Source organism: Desulfofarcimen acetoxidans DSM 771, assembly GCF_000024205.1.
Classification (GTDB): domain Bacteria; phylum Bacillota; class Desulfotomaculia; order Desulfotomaculales; family Desulfofarciminaceae; genus Desulfofarcimen; species Desulfofarcimen acetoxidans.
Genome location: NC_013216.1, coordinates 1193012 through 1209371, shown reverse-complemented (window position 1 = coordinate 1209371; position 16360 = coordinate 1193012). Strand labels below are relative to the sequence as shown.

General features: G+C 43.5%; 18 protein-coding genes. 3 read left to right on the top strand and 15 right to left on the bottom strand.

Annotation, left to right across the window (positions count from 1 at the left end):
- Positions 1-24: 24 nt before the first annotated feature.
- From mtnA to DTOX_RS05650, 14 genes are all read right to left on the bottom strand, one after another.
- Positions 25-1062, bottom strand: coding sequence for an S-methyl-5-thioribose-1-phosphate isomerase (gene mtnA, locus DTOX_RS05715; RefSeq protein WP_015756786.1), 1038 nt, complete (start codon positions 1060-1062; stop codon positions 25-27).
- A gap of 25 nt (positions 1063-1087) precedes the next feature.
- The gene (mtnP, locus tag DTOX_RS05710; RefSeq protein ID WP_015756785.1) at positions 1088-1873 is read right to left on the bottom strand and encodes an S-methyl-5'-thioadenosine phosphorylase; all 786 of its coding nucleotides are present in this window, start codon (positions 1871-1873) and stop codon (positions 1088-1090) included.
- A 268-nt stretch (positions 1874-2141) separates the two neighbouring features.
- A complete protein-coding gene (gene ftsY, locus DTOX_RS05705; protein ID WP_015756784.1) occupies positions 2142-3080 on the bottom strand; it encodes a signal recognition particle-docking protein FtsY in 939 nt (312 codons plus the stop codon).
- Between the two features lie 10 nt (positions 3081-3090).
- Positions 3091-3870, bottom strand: coding sequence for a ribonuclease III (gene rnc, locus DTOX_RS05700; RefSeq protein ID WP_015756783.1), 780 nt, complete (start codon positions 3868-3870; stop codon positions 3091-3093).
- Between the two features lie 35 nt (positions 3871-3905).
- The gene (gene fabF / locus DTOX_RS05695) at positions 3906-5153 is read right to left on the bottom strand and encodes a beta-ketoacyl-ACP synthase II (protein ID WP_015756782.1); all 1248 of its coding nucleotides are present in this window, start codon (positions 5151-5153) and stop codon (positions 3906-3908) included.
- Positions 5154-5368: 215 nt separating this feature from the next.
- A complete protein-coding gene (gene acpP / locus DTOX_RS05690) occupies positions 5369-5599 on the bottom strand; it encodes an acyl carrier protein (RefSeq protein WP_015756781.1) in 231 nt (76 codons plus the stop codon).
- Between the two features lie 43 nt (positions 5600-5642).
- A complete protein-coding gene (gene fabG, locus DTOX_RS05685; RefSeq protein ID WP_015756780.1) occupies positions 5643-6386 on the bottom strand; it encodes a 3-oxoacyl-[acyl-carrier-protein] reductase in 744 nt (247 codons plus the stop codon).
- Between the two features lies 1 nt (position 6387).
- Positions 6388-7326: an ACP S-malonyltransferase gene (gene fabD, locus DTOX_RS05680; protein ID WP_015756779.1), complete on the bottom strand. Its 939-nt coding sequence runs from the start codon at positions 7324-7326 to the stop codon at positions 6388-6390.
- The gene (gene fabK / locus DTOX_RS05675; protein ID WP_015756778.1) at positions 7326-8276 is read right to left on the bottom strand and encodes an enoyl-[acyl-carrier-protein] reductase FabK; all 951 of its coding nucleotides are present in this window, start codon (positions 8274-8276) and stop codon (positions 7326-7328) included. Before fabK ends, fabD begins: the two co-directional genes overlap by 1 nt.
- Positions 8277-8327: 51 nt before the next feature.
- Entirely contained in the window at positions 8328-9320 is a 993-nt protein-coding gene (locus tag DTOX_RS05670; RefSeq protein ID WP_015756777.1) for a beta-ketoacyl-ACP synthase III, read from the bottom strand.
- Positions 9307-10326, bottom strand: coding sequence for a phosphate acyltransferase PlsX (plsX, locus tag DTOX_RS05665; protein ID WP_015756776.1), 1020 nt, complete (start codon positions 10324-10326; stop codon positions 9307-9309). The genes DTOX_RS05670 and plsX overlap by 14 nt, the downstream gene beginning before the upstream one ends.
- A complete protein-coding gene (gene fapR / locus DTOX_RS05660; protein ID WP_015756775.1) occupies positions 10310-10903 on the bottom strand; it encodes a transcription factor FapR in 594 nt (197 codons plus the stop codon). Before fapR ends, plsX begins: the two co-directional genes overlap by 17 nt.
- A 122-nt stretch (positions 10904-11025) precedes the next feature.
- Positions 11026-11199 carry a 50S ribosomal protein L32 gene (rpmF, locus tag DTOX_RS05655; protein ID WP_015756774.1) on the bottom strand — a complete coding sequence of 58 codons (174 nt, stop codon included), beginning with the start codon at positions 11197-11199 and terminating at the stop codon, positions 11026-11028.
- Between the two features lie 43 nt (positions 11200-11242).
- The gene (locus tag DTOX_RS05650; protein WP_015756773.1) at positions 11243-11761 is read right to left on the bottom strand and encodes a YceD family protein; all 519 of its coding nucleotides are present in this window, start codon (positions 11759-11761) and stop codon (positions 11243-11245) included.
- 180 nt (positions 11762-11941) lie between these two features.
- On the opposite strand from DTOX_RS05650, the gene ylbJ reads away from it, so the two are divergent.
- From ylbJ to DTOX_RS05635, 3 genes are all read left to right on the top strand, one after another.
- A complete protein-coding gene (gene ylbJ / locus DTOX_RS05645) occupies positions 11942-13234 on the top strand; it encodes a sporulation integral membrane protein YlbJ (RefSeq protein ID WP_015756772.1) in 1293 nt (430 codons plus the stop codon).
- Positions 13235-13472: 238 nt separating this feature from the next.
- The gene (pta, locus tag DTOX_RS05640) at positions 13473-14477 is read left to right on the top strand and encodes a phosphate acetyltransferase (protein WP_015756771.1); all 1005 of its coding nucleotides are present in this window, start codon (positions 13473-13475) and stop codon (positions 14475-14477) included.
- 113 nt (positions 14478-14590) lie between these two features.
- Positions 14591-15784, top strand: coding sequence for an acetate/propionate family kinase (locus DTOX_RS05635; protein WP_015756770.1), 1194 nt, complete (start codon positions 14591-14593; stop codon positions 15782-15784).
- A 112-nt stretch (positions 15785-15896) separates the two neighbouring features.
- Here the strand turns inward: DTOX_RS05635 and DTOX_RS05630 are convergent, their stop codons facing one another.
- Positions 15897-16358 carry a hypothetical protein gene (locus DTOX_RS05630; protein ID WP_015756769.1) on the bottom strand — a complete coding sequence of 154 codons (462 nt, stop codon included), beginning with the start codon at positions 16356-16358 and terminating at the stop codon, positions 15897-15899.
- Between the last annotated feature and the right edge of the window lie 2 nt (positions 16359-16360).

Here is a 16360-nt window from a genome sequence, read left to right as displayed (position 1 = left end):
ATACCTCCTAAAACAATCTGTAACTTATTGCTCAAATGCTAACTTTCTTAAATTTTGCAGATAATCCGGCCTAACCACTCCCCGCTCAGTAATAATAGCTGTCACCAGCCTGTGCGGTGTAACATCAAAAGCAGGATTCCAAACCTTAACACCGGCAGGAGCTACCTGTATGCCGCCAAAGGAGGTTACTTCATCCTGTTCCCGCTCCTCAATAGGAATAGCCCCGCCGTCAGGCAAAGACAGGTCAATGGTGGAAAGGGGAGCTGCCACATAGAAAGGAATCCCATGCTCTTTAGCCAGCACTGCAACACCATAGGTGCCGATTTTATTAGCTACATCCCCATTGGCCGTTATCCGGTCAGCACCCACTATTACTAAATCCACTTTGCCCTTTGACATCAAATAACCAGCCATATTATCGGTAATAAGAGTTACAGGAATATTATCCTGCATCATTTCCCAGGCAGTTAGCCTGGCACCTTGCAATAAGGGCCTGGTTTCATCGGCGTAAACACTAACCTGTTTACCTGCCTCGCAAGCAGCCCTTATAACGCCAAGAGCTGTGCCAAAACCGGCGGTAGCCAAAGCCCCCGCATTGCAGTGGGTCAGTATTCCTGCCTTATCCGGAACCAATTCTTGACCATACCGCCCCATTCTTCTGTTGCTTTCAACATCTTCACAGTGTATCTTATGGGCTTCTTCTAATAAGACTCTGCTTAAGTCTTCAGCACCTAATGCACCTGCCTGCGTCATTACCCCCAGCATTCTGTCTACCGCCCAGGCTAAATTGACTGCAGTAGGACGTGTAGCTTTTAAAAAACGACCTGCTGACTCGACTTGCTTAATATACTCTTTTTGTGTTGCTTGACCTGCGGACAAAGCCGCCAAAACTATACCGTAAGCAGCAGCTGCCCCAATAGCCGGCGCGCCGCGCACTCGTAAGCACTTAATTGCTTCCGCCACCTCATGGTAATCGCAACAAGGCTTATAGTAAATTTTCCCTGGCAACAAAGTCTGGTCCAATAACATTAATAGATTGTTTGCCCAGTGCATGGATTCCATAACATAACACCGCCACTTTCGCAAATTATACGGGATCAACATGGGAGATCTGACAACTGCAAGTTCTGCCCTCCTCCAAACTTTCAATGGTTTCCATAATTAAACGGCGCAAATTTGCCACATTTTTACTCATTACCTCCACTACTTCCTGATGAGATAATTTGTACTCGGCGATACCGGCTGCATAGTTAGTAACCATGCAGATTGTAGCATAGCACATCTGAACCTCTCTGGCCAAAACTACTTCAGGAACACTAGTCATCCCCACCAAATCGCCACCCAGCCTGGCAAACATACGGATCTCGGCCGGAGTTTCAAAACGAGGACCTTCTGTACAAACATATGTGCCGCCGTTATGGGCTGTTAACCCCAAATTACCCGATACCTCCATGAGCAACCTGCGCAATTCCGGGCAGTAAGGATCGGTTACATCCAGGTGGACAACACCATTTTCGCCGCCTTCAAAAAAAGTATGCTTGCGTACTTTAGTAAAATCAAGAAATTGATCTACAAAAACAAAATCCTCAGCTTTCATAGACTGGTTCAGAGAACCTACTGCAGCTGTGGCAAAAATATTTTTCACTCCCAGTTGCTTTAAACCCGCAATGTTAGCCCGGTAATTTACCAAATGCGGGGGGACCGAGTGATCCGCCCCATGGCGGGCCATAAACGCCACCTTTTTCCCCTTATATTCACCTATTTTAACCAGTGTGCGGCCATATTCGGTTTCTAGCTGCTCCTCATGGATATTCTCCAAAATATTGGGATCATAGACACCGGTACCACCAATAATAGCTATTTTTACTGTCATCTCTTCCCCTCCGGTTACCGTTTTAATTATATTCCTGCCAAGCATTCCTGGTATGGCTATCTTACTGGATGATCTCTGCAGAGAGAACGGTCAATGAGAAAAATTCCTAGCGGATTACTAATTATATAAGATATCTCCTGCCATACATTTATTATACCCCCTGATTTTTCTTTTTGCATAACATATTTATACAATGAATAAAAAAGTTTTATTTATATATTCTTATATTTCCCATTGTAAAATAAAAGACCGTACGAATACGGTCTTTTTAAGCAGACTCCTTATTAACCGGAAACAATGCTTCAGCAAAAACTTCCGGTTCAAACGGTCTCAAATCCTCTATACCCTCGCCAATGCCGATAAGTTTAACCGGAATTTTCAGAGCATTCTTAATAGAAATCACCACACCGCCCTTAGCTGTACCATCCAGTTTTGTCAAGGCAATGCCTGTTACATCCGCAGCCTCTCCAAAGAGTTTGGCCTGACTAACTGCATTCTGCCCAGTGGTAGCATCCAAAACCAGCAGGATTTCCTGTGGCGCCTCCGGCATATCTTTGTTGATCACACGTTTTATTTTCTTTAGTTCATCCATAAGATTGCTCTTAGTATGCAGCCTCCCGGCAGTATCCACAATCAGCACATCTGACCTGCGGGCCCTGGCTGCCTGAATAGCATCATAAGCCACCGCTGCAGGGTCAGCACCCTCTTTATGCTTAATCATCTCTACACCAACCCGATTAGACCATATTTCAAGCTGATCAATGGCAGCAGCCCGAAATGTATCCCCGGCAGCCAGCAGTACCTTCTTGCCCAGCTCCTCCTTAAAGTAGTAAGCCAGCTTGCCGATGGTAGTGGTTTTACCTACCCCGTTTACGCCGACCACCAGGATTACAGTCAAACCGTCTTCATTTATATTTAAAGCAGTGCTTGCACCACCCTCACCCAGGATGTTACAAATGAGTTCTTTTAACACCTCTTTAAGTGTCTCAACGTCATCTATTTTACGTTTCTTCACTTCGGCCCTTAAGTTTTCCACTATCTCTACAGCTGTGTTGATTCCAATATCGGCGCCGATTAGTATTTCTTCCAACTCTTCGTAAAAACCTTCATCGATAGCCCGACGCCTGGTTACCAGTGTTTCTATTTTTTCTACAAAATTTTTTCTTGTTTTGGTCAGACTTTCTTTTAAACGACTGAAAAAACCCATGGCTAACCTCCTACCGCTTGCACTTTTGCATAGGTCTTCTTCTGGCTCCCGTATGCAGATGAGAACGAACCCGCAAATTGATTTCGCCGTTAGACGGCAATTCCAGCAAGGCTATTTTAGCTGCCTGTTGTTCAGCTTCTTTTTTAGAGCGTCCTGTCCCTTGCCCAATTATTATTCCACAATAAACAACACCAGCTGTAAATAACTTCTGGTGATCCGGTCCTTCTTCATTTAATATCACATAGCTAATCGGTTCCGGTGATTTTTTCTGCAGCATTTCCTGCAATTCCGTTTTATAATCCCGATCCACCCTACCTTCCAGCACATCATTTATAACCGGAGCCAAAAATTTGAGAGCGAACATCCTTGTTTTTTCCAGACCCTGGTCCAGATAAACCGCGCCCAACAATGCCTCAAAAGAATCAGCCAGAATAGATGGCCGTTCCCTCCCGCCGGAGCGCTCCTCACCTTTGCCCATCCTGAGACAGTAACCCAAATTAAGCTGACGGGCTACTTTAGCCAGCGAAGGTTCACATACTATGGCAGCCCTTAATTTAGTTAACTCACCCTCGGCACATTCTGGATAAGAACTATATAGATAGCCACTTACCAAAAGTTCCAAAACAGCATCACCTAAAAACTCTAGCCGCTGGTTATTGGTATGGGCGGCAGAGCCACTCTCATAAACATACGAACTGTGTGTCAAGGCTTGCCAGAGAAGGTTTTCATCGTTCCACGCAACTCCAACCTGTTGCATCAATTGCATTATATTATCCTGATTTTTTTTCATTAACGATCCCCTGCTCAGGTTGATCAATACAGACCCTATAATTTTTTGTTATATGATGAAAATATCAAAGTTGCATTATGACCGCCAAAACCAAAAGAATTTGACATGGCGATATTAACCCTGGCTTCCCTGGCCTTGTTAGGTACATAATCTAAATCGCAATCAGGATCCGGGGTATGATAATTTATTGTCGGGGGAATGATGCCTCTATTAATGGCTAAAAAACAAACCAAAGCCTCTATACCGCCGGCGGCGCCCAACATATGACCAGTCATAGACTTAGTTGAACTCACAGGTATCTTCCCGGCACTCTCACCAAAAATAGTTTTGATAGCTATTGTCTCCAATTTATCATTTAATGGAGTGGAAGTACCATGCGCATTAATATAGTCAACTTGTTCCGGCGCAATTCCTGCATCTTCCAGAGCCATACGCATAGAGGCAGCAGCACCGGCGCCTTCCGGATCAGGGGCTGTAATATGAAAAGCATCACAGGTAGTACCGTAACCGGCTACTTCACCGTAAATGCGTGCACCTCGTTTTAAAGCATGCTCTTCAGTCTCCAATACCAGTATGGCAGAACCCTCACCAATAATAAAACCGTCTCTGTCGGCATCAAAGGGGCGGCTGGCTTCTTCAGGCGCATCGTTTCTGGTAGACATTGCCTTCATAGAAGCAAAACCACCTACACCTAAAGGAGTAATCGGCGCTTCCGTTCCACCGCTAATCACTACGTCAGCTTGTCCTCTCTGTAAAAGCTTAATCGCATCTCCAATAGCATTAGTACTGGAGGCACAGGCTGTCACAGTCGTTATGTTCGGTCCGCGCAACCCAAAAGCTATAGCTACCTGTCCTGCTCCCATATTAGCAATCATCATCGGTACCAGGAAAGGACTGATCCGGCCAGGGCCCTTCTCCACCAGCACTCTGGTCTGTTCTTCCATAGTTGACAATCCACCGATACCACAACCCAGCACAACACCCACACGATTTTTATCAAGTTGACCCAAATCCAAACCTGCATCTTCTATAGCCATTTTAGAGGCAGCCACGGCAAACTGGGTAAATCTGTCCATCCGCCTGGCTTCCTTTTTATCAAGGTAATCGTGAGGATTAAAACCCTTGACTTCTGCGGCTATCTGTGTAGCAAACCCTGACGGGTCAAAATTAGTAATTCTCTTTATTCCGGAAACTCCAGCAGTCAAAGCTGACCAAAATGGCTCAATTCCAATGCCTACCGGAGAAATTACACCCATACCGGTTGCAACAATCCGTTTTTGCAAAACAGCACCTCCTGTCACACCTAAACTATAACATTCTAATTCCAATAAAATTTTCAAAAAGTCCCGAAAGCTTATCTCCGGGACTTTTTAATATTCTAAGAAATTATGCTTATAATGGCTCTGTGGACAAGCTAAAACTAACATCGCATAATTTCCGACGAGCACGAGTGCCTGTGGCTGCTCGAAAGTCGCTTAAAGCGACTTTCTTGAGATAATTATTGATGATCCTGAATATACTGAACTGCCATACCGACAGTACGAATCTTCTCGGCATCTTCATCGGGAATAACTATATCAAACTTCTCTTCCAAAGCCATGACCAGTTCCACGATATCCAAAGAATCTGCACCTAAATTATCGATAAAAGATGATTCCATAGTAATTTCGTCTTCTTCAACACCTAATTGTTCAACAATAATAGGTTTAATTTCATCAAAAATTGACACTCACATTCACCCCCCTTACCCAGTATTATTAACCACTGTCAAATTATATAACCAAACCGCCGTCAACAGCAAGCACCTGACCTGTAATATAGGAAGCCTGCTCGCTTACCAAAAATACAACTGCTGCTGCAACATCTTCCGGTTTACCTAAACGCCCTAAAGAAATCTTATCTGACATACTCTTTTTCAAATCATCAGGCATAGCAGAAGTCATATCGGTTTCAATAAATCCTGGAGCTACAACATTTACAGTAATATTTCGAGACCCTAATTCCTTAGCTAAAGTTTTGCTAAAACCAATCAAACCGGCTTTACTGGAGGCATAATTGGCCTGCCCCGCATTGCCGGAAATACCGACCACCGAACTGATATTTACAATCCGACCATACCTGGCTTTTAACATTGATCTAGTGACGGCCTTGGCACAGTTGAAAGAACCTTTTAAATTAACCGATATAACCGAATCCCAATCATCTTCAGACATTCGCATAACCAAATTATCTCTGGTAATACCGGCGTTATTAACCAATATATCCAGGCGGCCCAACTCTGACAAAACAGTCTTCACCATCTCGTTGACTTCAGCAGGATCAGCCACATTAGCTTTAACCACCAGGGCCCGCCGCCCTATAGATCTAATCTCCCCTGCTACTTCTTCAGCAGCTTCAATCCGCCCGGCACAGTTAATTGCTACATCGGACCCTGCCCCGGCAAGAGCCAAAGCAACAGCCCTGCCGATACCTCTGGAAGCGCCGGTCACCAGAGCAACCCTACTTTCAAGTAACATTTTAGCTAACCCCCTTCAAACTTGCAAGCGCTTTTTCCAAAGAAGGTTGGTCTTCAACATTATAAATATTTACCCTTTTATCAATTTTCTTAATCAACCCGCTTAAAACCTTGCCGGGACCAACTTCCACAAAGGTATCAATACCGTCATTAATCATTTTTTGTACAACTTCTATCCACCTGACCGGCCCATAGACCTGTCTAACCAGACAATCTTTTATCTGCTCAGCTGTAGTAACATAGTCAGCAGAAATATTAGCCACCAATCTTAGTTTAGGCTCAATAATACTGATCTGCTCTAATTCCCGGCCCAGTTTTTCCGCAGCCGGGAACATTAAAGCAGAATGAAACGGTCCGCTCACAACCAGCTTAATCGCCCGCTTAGCACCCGCCTCTTTGGCCAATACAATGGCTTTCTCCAGGGCCGCCGCGGAGCCCGCTATTACCAGTTGCCCCGGACAGTTATAATTAGCCACTTCCACCATACCCAAATCCGACGCATGCTTACAAACCTCCTGCAACATACCTGCATCCAAACCTAAAATAGCTGCCATAGCCCCACCGCCGGGGGGAACGGCCTGTTGCATTAATTGGCCGCGCTTGCGCACAATTTGCACCGCATCTGAAAAGCTCAACGCACCGGCGGCCACCAGTGCCGAGTATTCTCCCAGACTGTGCCCGGCTAATGCTTCAGGGGCAATACCAGCCTCCAATAAAACAGCCTGGCAAGCAATGCTGGCAGTCAAAACAGCCGGCTGAGTATTTTCAGTCTGTCCTAACAATTCTTCCGGCCCTTGAAAACACAACTCACTGATGCTGAAAGCAAGCGCTTTATCCGCCAAATCAAATATGTCTCTGACAACCTGGTAATTATCATAAAACTGCCTGCACATACCGACATATTGCGAACCCTGTCCCGGAAAAACAAAAGCCAAAGACATTACTTGATCACCCCTCCTTCGTACAAATGGCGCAAGACCTTTTCAGCACCAGCTATAACATCCTGCACAATATCCTGGGCTGACTCAATTTGCCGCACCATAGCCGATACCTGACCGGCCATAACTGAGCCAAATTGCACATCCCCGTCCACCATAGCAGCCTTCAACCGACCTACACCAAGCTTTTCAAATTCCTCAGCCGGGGCACCACGACCTTCCAACTCCTCAAACTGCCTTACCAGCTTATTCCTAATAACCCGGACAGGATGTCCTGTCGGCTTACCTGTAACAACAGTATCTCTGTCCTTAGCCTTTAAAATAACTTCCTTAATATTATTATGCACAGTACATTCAGTTGCGCACATAAAACGGGTGCCCATCTGCACACCAACAGCCCCCAGACTTAAGGCAGCAGCCAAACCCCTGCCGTTAAAAATACCGCCGGCAGCAATAACCGGAACATCTACAGCATCCACCACCTGAGGTACTAATGCCATGGTAGTTAAATCACCCACGTGTCCTCCTGATTCAACTCCCTCGGCAATTATTGCATCCACACCGTTTCTGACAAGTCTTTTAGCCAGTGCTACAGAAGCCACTACCGGAATCACTTTGGTCCCTACTTCCTGCAGCCAGGGGACATATTTTCCCGGGTTGCCGGCACCTGTTGTCACAACGGCCACCCGTTCTGCTCTAATGATATTTAAAACTTCCTCAGCGTAAGGAGATAACAACATAACATTTATCCCGAAAGGTTTGCCGGTTAAGATTTTCGCTTTACGGATCTGTTCTTTCAACCAATCGGGCGGAGCCTGCCCGGAAGCGATAATTCCCAAGCCTCCTGCCTCAGACACAGCAGCAGCCAATTCAGCAGTAGAAACCCAGGCCATACCTCCCTGCAATATAGGATATTCTATACCCAATAAATCACATAACTTGGTATGAATCAAATAATATCACCTCTTTTGGCGTAATATATAACAAATATCTTATGGGCCAACCTACAACACCCAACGAATAAGCACCGCACCCCAGGTAAGACCGGCACCGAAACCCACTAGAACAACATTCTGCCCGTTCTTAATTCTACCGTCGTCAACAGCCTCTTTCAGTGCCAGAGGGACAGAAGCCGTAGAATTGTTACCATAACGGTCTACAGTGACAACCACTTTATCCATAGGCAATTTTAAACGTTTAGCCGCTGATTCAATAATTCTTGTGTTGGCCTGATGAGGTACCAGCATACCCAGATCCTCGGTCTCCAAGCCTACTCCCGCCAGTACATGCTTGGTTGCATTACACATGGCTATTACTGCAAATTTGAATACGTCCCCACCACTCATTTGTATAAACTGCAAATTGAGATCAAGAACTTCTTGAGATAAAGGCATGCGCGACCCTCCGGCAGGAACCAGCAAAGTACCTGCACCTGAACCGTCAGCCCCCAAATGAACCGATAAAATACCTTGGTCCTGCTCCACCGGTTTGAGGACAACAGCTCCCGCTCCGTCACCAAAAAGCACGCAGGTACCACGATCCCGCCAATTGACTATTCTGGACATCACATCTGTTCCTATCACCAAAACAGTCTTGTATATTCCACTTGCGATAAATGCCTGTGCTACAGACAAACCGTAAATAAACCCACTGCAGCCAGCCTCAAGATCAAAAGCGGCAGCCTTTTTAGCACCCAATCGATCCTGTACTATGCAACCGGTGGCAGGGAAAAACATATCGGGGGTAAGAGTAGCGCATATAATCAAATCAACTTCGCTGGCAGAAACTCTGGCATTTTCCAGTGCGGCACTGGCAGCTGCCAAAGCCAAATCCGATGCAGCCTGCTCTGGAGCGGCAATCCGGCGCTCTTTGATTCCTGTTCTGCTGAGAATCCACTCATCACTAGTTTCCAAACTACTCTCCAGTTCTATATTAGTGAGAATACGTTCCGGCACATAAGTGCCCAGACCGACAATACCGGCATTATACTTCTTCACTGTACTCTACCCCCTTAGTATCCTGACCCTTTTCAATATCAGCCCTGATAGATGACACCAAACCGTTTTCTACAGCATCTGCCGCAACCCTAATGGCATTCTTGATAGCTTTAGCCGTAGAACTGCCATGACTGATTACGGAGATACCATTAATTCCAAGGAGAGGCGCACCTCCATACTCAGTATAATCAATACGCTGTCTGAATCTTTTGAGAGATGGTAAAGTCAGCAGTATCCCCAGCTTAGCCGTAATACTACAGGATATCTCCTGTTTAATCATACTCTTTAATGCCATAGCCAGGCCTTCTGATGTCTTCAAAACAATATTACCTACAAAGCCGTCACAAACTATCACATCAATATCACCGCTAAATACTTCCCGTCCCTCAACATTTCCGATAAAATCAATACCTGATTGACGCAGTAAAGGAAATGCAGCTAAAGTCAATTCGTTTCCTTTGGTTTCCTCCTCACCGATATTTAGCAATCCGACACGCGGTTTTATTATACCTAAAATTTTACTTGCATAAAGATTACCCATTATTGCAAACTGCAATAAGTACTGGGGTTTACAATCGACATTGGCACCGACATCTAAAAGCACAGTGCCTCCTTTCATAGTTGGCAGTACGCTGGCTATAGCCGGTCGATCAATACCTTTTATCCTGCCCAGATACAATAAAGAGGCAGCCATAGCCGCACCGGTACTGCCGGCAGAAACAACAGCCTGCGCACTGCCCTCTTTTACCAGCAGGTTTGCCTGAACAATTGAAGAACCTTTCTTTTTTCTTACAGAAGAGGCCGGGTGTTCATCCATTGCGATAACCTCTTTAGTATGTACAAGTTCAATTTTGTCCCGTGGAAAAGAACCCAGCTCAGCTGTTATCTTTTCTGTGTCACCGACCAAAATAATCTGAAAGCCATACTCCTGCACGGCTTGCACAGCACCCTGGACAATTTCACGCGGAGCAAAATCTCCTCCCATAGCGTCAACAGCTATTTTCATCTACCGGCCAAACCTCCTTAGACATGACAAAAACCAGGAAATCTCCTTCAAGGACTATTTCATCAAAAACTTGGGATATAACCCTTACCAAATATTTCTGACCCTTTTTTCGCTTAACCACTGCCCTGGCAACTACCAATTCTCCTATATACACAGGTCTTTTAAAGCTCACTCTGGCTGTACCTGTTAATACTACTTCCGCATCTATAGCAGCTACGGCCAGAGAATTAGCCTGAGCAAACAAATGATGTCCCCTAGCAATCTTTGTTTTTTGAAAAGCCATATCCTCACTGATACTAAGATGTGAGGAAGCATATTGATCAGCTTCCATTTCTATTAATTCACCGACTAATTCATCGCTGCTTAATGATCTTAACTCTCTGTCATTACCCCTGGCTATTTCTTTAAGTCTCTGTCTCAACTCAGGAATATTCAACTCACCTCTGTCTAAACGCACAGTTTGAATGCTAACACCCAGAATCTGAGCCAGTTTCTCATCCGTTAGAAAAGGATTATTAGCCAGATATTTCTCTAACACTTGTTGCCTCTCCGATTTTTTCAAAACAGCCTTAACCATTGAGGATAACTCCCGAAATTTATTTAGTACCAGGTACCAAACTAAGTATAAATTACTTGGAAATTAAATGCAACCTGAGCAATAAAAAAACTTTGGCTAAGTACCAAAGTTTTAACAGCAAGCTATTTTTCAACTACTTTTTTTGCATCATAATATCCACAAGCAGTACAAGCATAATGAGGCTTAACCGACTCATGACATTGGGGACACTTGACCAGCACAGGGGGAGTAATTTTTTGTTGGGCCCTGCGGGATCTCTTTTTTTGCTTGGAAGTCCTGTTTTGCTGCAATCCCATAATTCCACCTCCTTATAAAACTTAATATAACTTTAATGGGTTATCAATTTTTTAACAGATTTTTTAAAACAGCCAAACGAGGGTCAATATTAATCGCAGCACAATCACATTTTGCTTGATTTAGATTATTTCCACAGGTAGAACACAATCCCCTGCATTCAGAATTACATATGGTTTTCATCGGCAAGGCCAAAAAAACACTCTTAACCAATTCCGGAGCAATATTAATGTAGTCACCTCTAAAGCCTGTAATATCCTCATTATCGAGCTCATCAGCAACCGGTGCTTCTGAAATCAACCGATAAATTTCACTTATTTCTGTCTCTACAGGGAATAAATATTCTTCCAGACAACGATCACATTTCAACAAAACCCTGGCTTTTACCTTTCCTTGCAATACAAAATTTCCGTTTAAATTGGTAATATCTACATCAACCATAACCGGTCCGCTAAAAACAACTGAGCCAGTATTAACATCACCAACGGGAATTTCTTCATCCCAAGTATATTTTTCAGTTAAGCCAGGAGAATTTTTTAAAGGCCTGGTATCCAATAAAAACATAACGTCACCTCTGATTTCAACAACCCTCATTATATTAAGCCATTGATTTTTTGTCAAGTTTTTTCATGCGCTGCCAGTTTTCTTAATTTTTCAATAAATCTATTTTTTTATTCTAATACCTCTACCCAGAACATAAATATTTTATTATAATAAATTTTAACACAACTGGTGATAACTATTATGCTTATTTTCATTACTATTTTTGCCATAGCTGTGATGTCCGTATTGACAATTAAATATGCTTTCCCCAGCAGGAAATACACCAATCACTCAGGCAAAATTTTTTGGACAGCATGCAGCATTTTTTTTATTATAGCCATGATACTACAACCGCAAATAGTTTACGAGGGTTCAGTAAAAGGGTTAAAGACCTGGTTTGAAATTGTTCTGCCATCTTTACTGCCCTTTTTCATTGCCTCGGAGTTGTTAATGGCCTTCGGTGTAGTTCATTTCATGGGTATTCTTCTGGAACCTGTGATGCGTCCGGTATTTAACCTGCCGGGTTCAGGTTCATTTGTACTGGCCATCGGTTTTACTTCCGGATTTCCTATCGGTGCTATGGTTACAGCCAAACTGCGCCAGGAAAAACTCTGTACCAGGATTGAAGCTGAGCGTCTTATTTGCTTTACTAATAATTCCAGCCCACTTTTTATGCTGGTTGCTGTTGCAGTAGGAATGTTTAATAAGCCGGAACTGGGACTTGTTATAGCCGGTGCTCACTATTTAGCCAGCTTAACTTTAGGCATATGCCTTAGATTTTACTCAAGAAATGATCGGGAAGCAATTGCCCCGGCTTTTTCGGCAGGAAACATCCTAAAAAGGGCCATTCGCCAGATGTTAACTGTTCAAAGCAGGGAAAACCGTCCTGTAGGAAGAATAATGAGTGACGTAGTAAAAAATTCAGTTTCTAATTTGTTAGCTATCGGTGGATTTATAATTTTGTTTGCTGTTCTCATTCGCATATTTACTAACACAGGGCTCATTCATTTAATGGGAGATTTTTTTGGTATTTTATTGATTCCGTTAGGTATTTCACCGGAACTATTGCAAAGTTTAGGAACCGGTTTTTGGGAAATGACATTAGGAACCAAGTCAGTCTGTGAGACTACAGCGCCCTTATTGCAAAAGCTTGTTGCGGTTGCCATAATTCTCGGTTGGGGAGGGCTTTCAGTTCACGCTCAAGTTGCCAGCATGATCGCTGAAACCGATATCAGAATTTTACCCTTTGTTCTTGGACGTATAGCCCATGCTTGTATTGCAGGTCTCTACACTTATATACTGGCCGGCTACTCCTATGGCGAAACACTGGCTCTGGCAAAACCCGTTATAGCCGCTTACGGGCAGCGGACAGTTTCTCTTACCGCCAACTTACTGTTCTCCTTCTCATTATTAACACTGCTTATCTTGCTACCGATAGCATTGGCTATATTGCTGCAGCTGTTAAAAAGCATGAAATCTTTTGTTTATAAATAAGAGGAGCGCAAGCCAAATATCAAGAATATTCAGGCAAACTAGAAAATATATGCAATTCTCAAATATTTTGATAGTCTCACATATCCTGTTGACATTAAATATCACTAAACATTGTGTTATCATTAAAGTTAGCCATATAAATATTATATGGTAATAATATGGATATTATAATGGGTTAAATTAACTTTATATTTAGCCCCCAAATTAAAATAAAAGTCTACTAAGGAGGTAATTAACCGTGAATCTGTTGGATCAAATTAAAGCCAGAGCCAAAGCTAACCCACAGACTATTGTACTGCCCGAATCAGAAGATGAAAGAACAATTAAGGCAGCAGAAGCCATTATCAAAGAAGGTATTGCCAAAGTAACATTATTAGGTAATGTTGATACTGTAAAAACATCAGCCGCCAGCCTGGGCGTAAGCTTAGATGGCATTGGCATTGTAGACCCGGCAACCACTGATAAAATGACCGAATATGCCGAAAAACTGGCAGAAATCCGTAAATCAAAGGGTATGACAGCTGATGAAGCCAAAGCCTTACTATTAAATCCCCTTTATTTCGGAGCCATGATGGTCAAGCTGGGTGAAGCTGACGGTATGGTGGCAGGCGCTATAAACACTACAGGAGATGTATTAAGACCGGCTTTACAAATAATTAAAACCTCCCCAGGCATCTCAACAGTATCAAGCTGCTTTGTTATGATTATGCCTACTGCAGAATATGGACAAGAAGGTGTAATGATTTTTGCTGACTGTGCTGTCAATCCCAACCCTAATGCGGAACAAATGGCTGAAATTGCTTATGCCTCAGCTCAATCGGCCAAGTCTATCGCTAACATAACTGAACCCAAAGTAGGCATGCTTTCCTTCTCTACAAAAGGCAGTGCAAAACACGAACTGGTAAGCAAAGTCCAGGAAGCTACCAAAATTGCTAAAGAAAGATATGCTGATCTGGTGGTGGACGGTGAATTCCAGGCTGACGCCGCTATTGTCGCTAAAGTTGGAGCATCCAAAGCACCTGGCAGTGAGGTTGCGGGGAAATGCAACGTGCTGGTATTCCCTGATCTGCAGGCAGGCAATATTGGCTACAAATTAGTCCAGCGATTAGCCGGCGCCGAAGCTATCGGACCTGTTTTACAGGGTATTGCCAAGCCGGTAAACGATCTGTCACGCGGTTGCAGCGTTGAAGACATTGTTAACGTAACAGCTATTACAGTTTGTCAGGCACAGGCAACTAAATAATCCATCATATATATGATATAAACAGGCCGCAAGCCTATCCGCACCTTATACCAGGTGTGGGCTTATACAAAATGATAAAAATATTCACAATAATTTTTAAGGAGGAAATTTAAATGAAAGTACTGGTAATGAACTGTGGTTCCTCATCCTTAAAGTATCAACTACTGGACATGACTACCGAAAACCTGCTGGCTAAAGGCCTGGTTGAAAGAATTGGAATCGCCGGTTCTTTTTTAACTCATGAACCCACCGGTAAAGATAAGGTGCGAATTGAAACGGAAATGCCCACCCATACAGTAGCTATTAAGCTGGTGCTGGATGCATTGATTAATGCAGAGCATGGTGTAATCGGCGATATGAAAGAAATTGACGCAGTAGGTCACAGGGTAGTACATGGCGGAGAGACTTTTACTGATTCAGCAATCGTTACTGAAGAAATTATGAAAGCTATAGTTGACTGCAAAGAACTGGCTCCTTTACACAACCCGGCTAATATCATGGGAATTGAAGCCTGTCAAGAATTGATGCCCGATACACCGCAAGTTGCAGTTTTCGATACTGCTTTTCACCAAACTATGCCAGAAGCTTCCTACATCTACGGCATTCCTTACGAATATTATGAAAAGTATAAAATACGCCGTTACGGTTTCCACGGTACCTCGCATAAATATGTGGCTCAAAGAGCGGCTGTTATGCTGGGAAAAGACCCTTCCGAAGTCAAGGTTATTACCTGTCACTTGGGCAACGGCGCCAGTATTGCTGCTGTGAAAAATGGTAAGGTAGTTGACACTTCGATGGGCTTCACCCCACTGGAAGGACTGGTTATGGGTACCCGCTGCGGTTCCATTGATTCAGCTATACTGCCCTTTTTGATGGAAAAAGAAGGTCTTTCCGGAAAAGAAATCGATAACATCTTGAACAAAAAATCAGGTATGCTGGGTATATCGGGTATTTCCTCAGATATGAGGGACATCGGTCAAGCTATGAGTGATGGCAACCACAAAGCCCAAATAGCTCTGGAGGTTTATGCCCACTATGTACGTAAATATATCGGTTCTTACGCAGCTGTTATGAACGGCGTAGATGCTATCGTATTCACCGCTGGTATTGGTGAAAATGCTATAGACCTGCGTGCCATGATTTGTGAAGGACTTCAATTCTTAGGAACCGAACTGGATCCGGTTAAAAACGATGTAAGGGGTAAAGAAGTAAACATGGCCAAGGACGGTTCAAAAGTAGCCATTCTTCTCATTCCTACCAATGAGGAGTTGGTTATCGCCCGCGATACCAAAGTATTATGCGGCTAGAACTGGTTTTAAATTAACCAAATAAGTAAATTTACAAAGAAAGTCGCTTAAGATTACTTTCAAACATATCTATCATAAGCATGATTTTTTAGGGTATCAAAAAAGAGACGGGTTAATAACCCGTCTCTTTTTTGATACCCTGCAGTTCCAACCTACCTTGTTGTATCTCGTTTAACAACTTGCCCAAATTGTCTTCTAAACCTTTTAATATATCATCCGCATAAATACGGGCACCTTCTCTCATTTCCTGTGACACCATTTTTGACTGCTCCACTATTTCCTCTGCTATAATTCTTGATTGTTGAACAATTTCACTTTCATCAGCCTGCTGCATTACTTGTTTTTGCGCGTTTTCTATAAGCTTACTGGCTTCTTTTTTTGTATCTGACAAAACTTTCTCCCGTTCTTGTACAACCCACTTGGCCTGCCGTACTTCCTCCGGCAAAACAGCCCTAATACGATCAAGATAATCCAGCACTTTCTCCTCATCCACCAGTACCTTTCTGGAAAAAGGTATCTTAGTACTGCTCTCGATTAATTCCTCTAACTCGTTTAAAACATTGAAAAGCTCCACCG

What these genes read in the sequence shown, in the direction of transcription:
- mtnA (WP_015756786.1), bottom strand. Translation starts at nt 1,062, where the DNA reads ATGGAATCCATGCACTGGGCAAACAATCTATTAATGTTATTGGACCAG.
- mtnP (WP_015756785.1), bottom strand. Translation starts at nt 1,873, where the DNA reads ATGACAGTAAAAATAGCTATTATTGGTGGTACCGGTGTCTATGATCCC.
- ftsY (WP_015756784.1), bottom strand. Translation starts at nt 3,080, where the DNA reads ATGGGTTTTTTCAGTCGTTTAAAAGAAAGTCTGACCAAAACAAGAAAA.
- rnc (WP_015756783.1), bottom strand. Translation starts at nt 3,870, where the DNA reads ATGAAAAAAAATCAGGATAATATAATGCAATTGATGCAACAGGTTGGA.
- fabG (WP_015756780.1), bottom strand. Translation starts at nt 6,386, where the DNA reads ATGTTACTTGAAAGTAGGGTTGCTCTGGTGACCGGCGCTTCCAGAGGT.
- fabD (WP_015756779.1), bottom strand. Translation starts at nt 7,326, where the DNA reads ATGTCTTTGGCTTTTGTTTTTCCGGGACAGGGTTCGCAATATGTCGGT.
- plsX (WP_015756776.1), bottom strand. Translation starts at nt 10,326, where the DNA reads ATGAAAATAGCTGTTGACGCTATGGGAGGAGATTTTGCTCCGCGTGAA.
- fapR (WP_015756775.1), bottom strand. Translation starts at nt 10,903, where the DNA reads ATGGTTAAGGCTGTTTTGAAAAAATCGGAGAGGCAACAAGTGTTAGAG.
- rpmF (WP_015756774.1), bottom strand. Translation starts at nt 11,199, where the DNA reads ATGGGATTGCAGCAAAACAGGACTTCCAAGCAAAAAAAGAGATCCCGC.
- DTOX_RS05650 (WP_015756773.1), bottom strand. Translation starts at nt 11,761, where the DNA reads ATGTTTTTATTGGATACCAGGCCTTTAAAAAATTCTCCTGGCTTAACT.
- ylbJ (WP_015756772.1), top strand. Translation starts at nt 11,942, where the DNA reads ATGCTTATTTTCATTACTATTTTTGCCATAGCTGTGATGTCCGTATTG.
- DTOX_RS05635 (WP_015756770.1), top strand. Translation starts at nt 14,591, where the DNA reads ATGAAAGTACTGGTAATGAACTGTGGTTCCTCATCCTTAAAGTATCAA.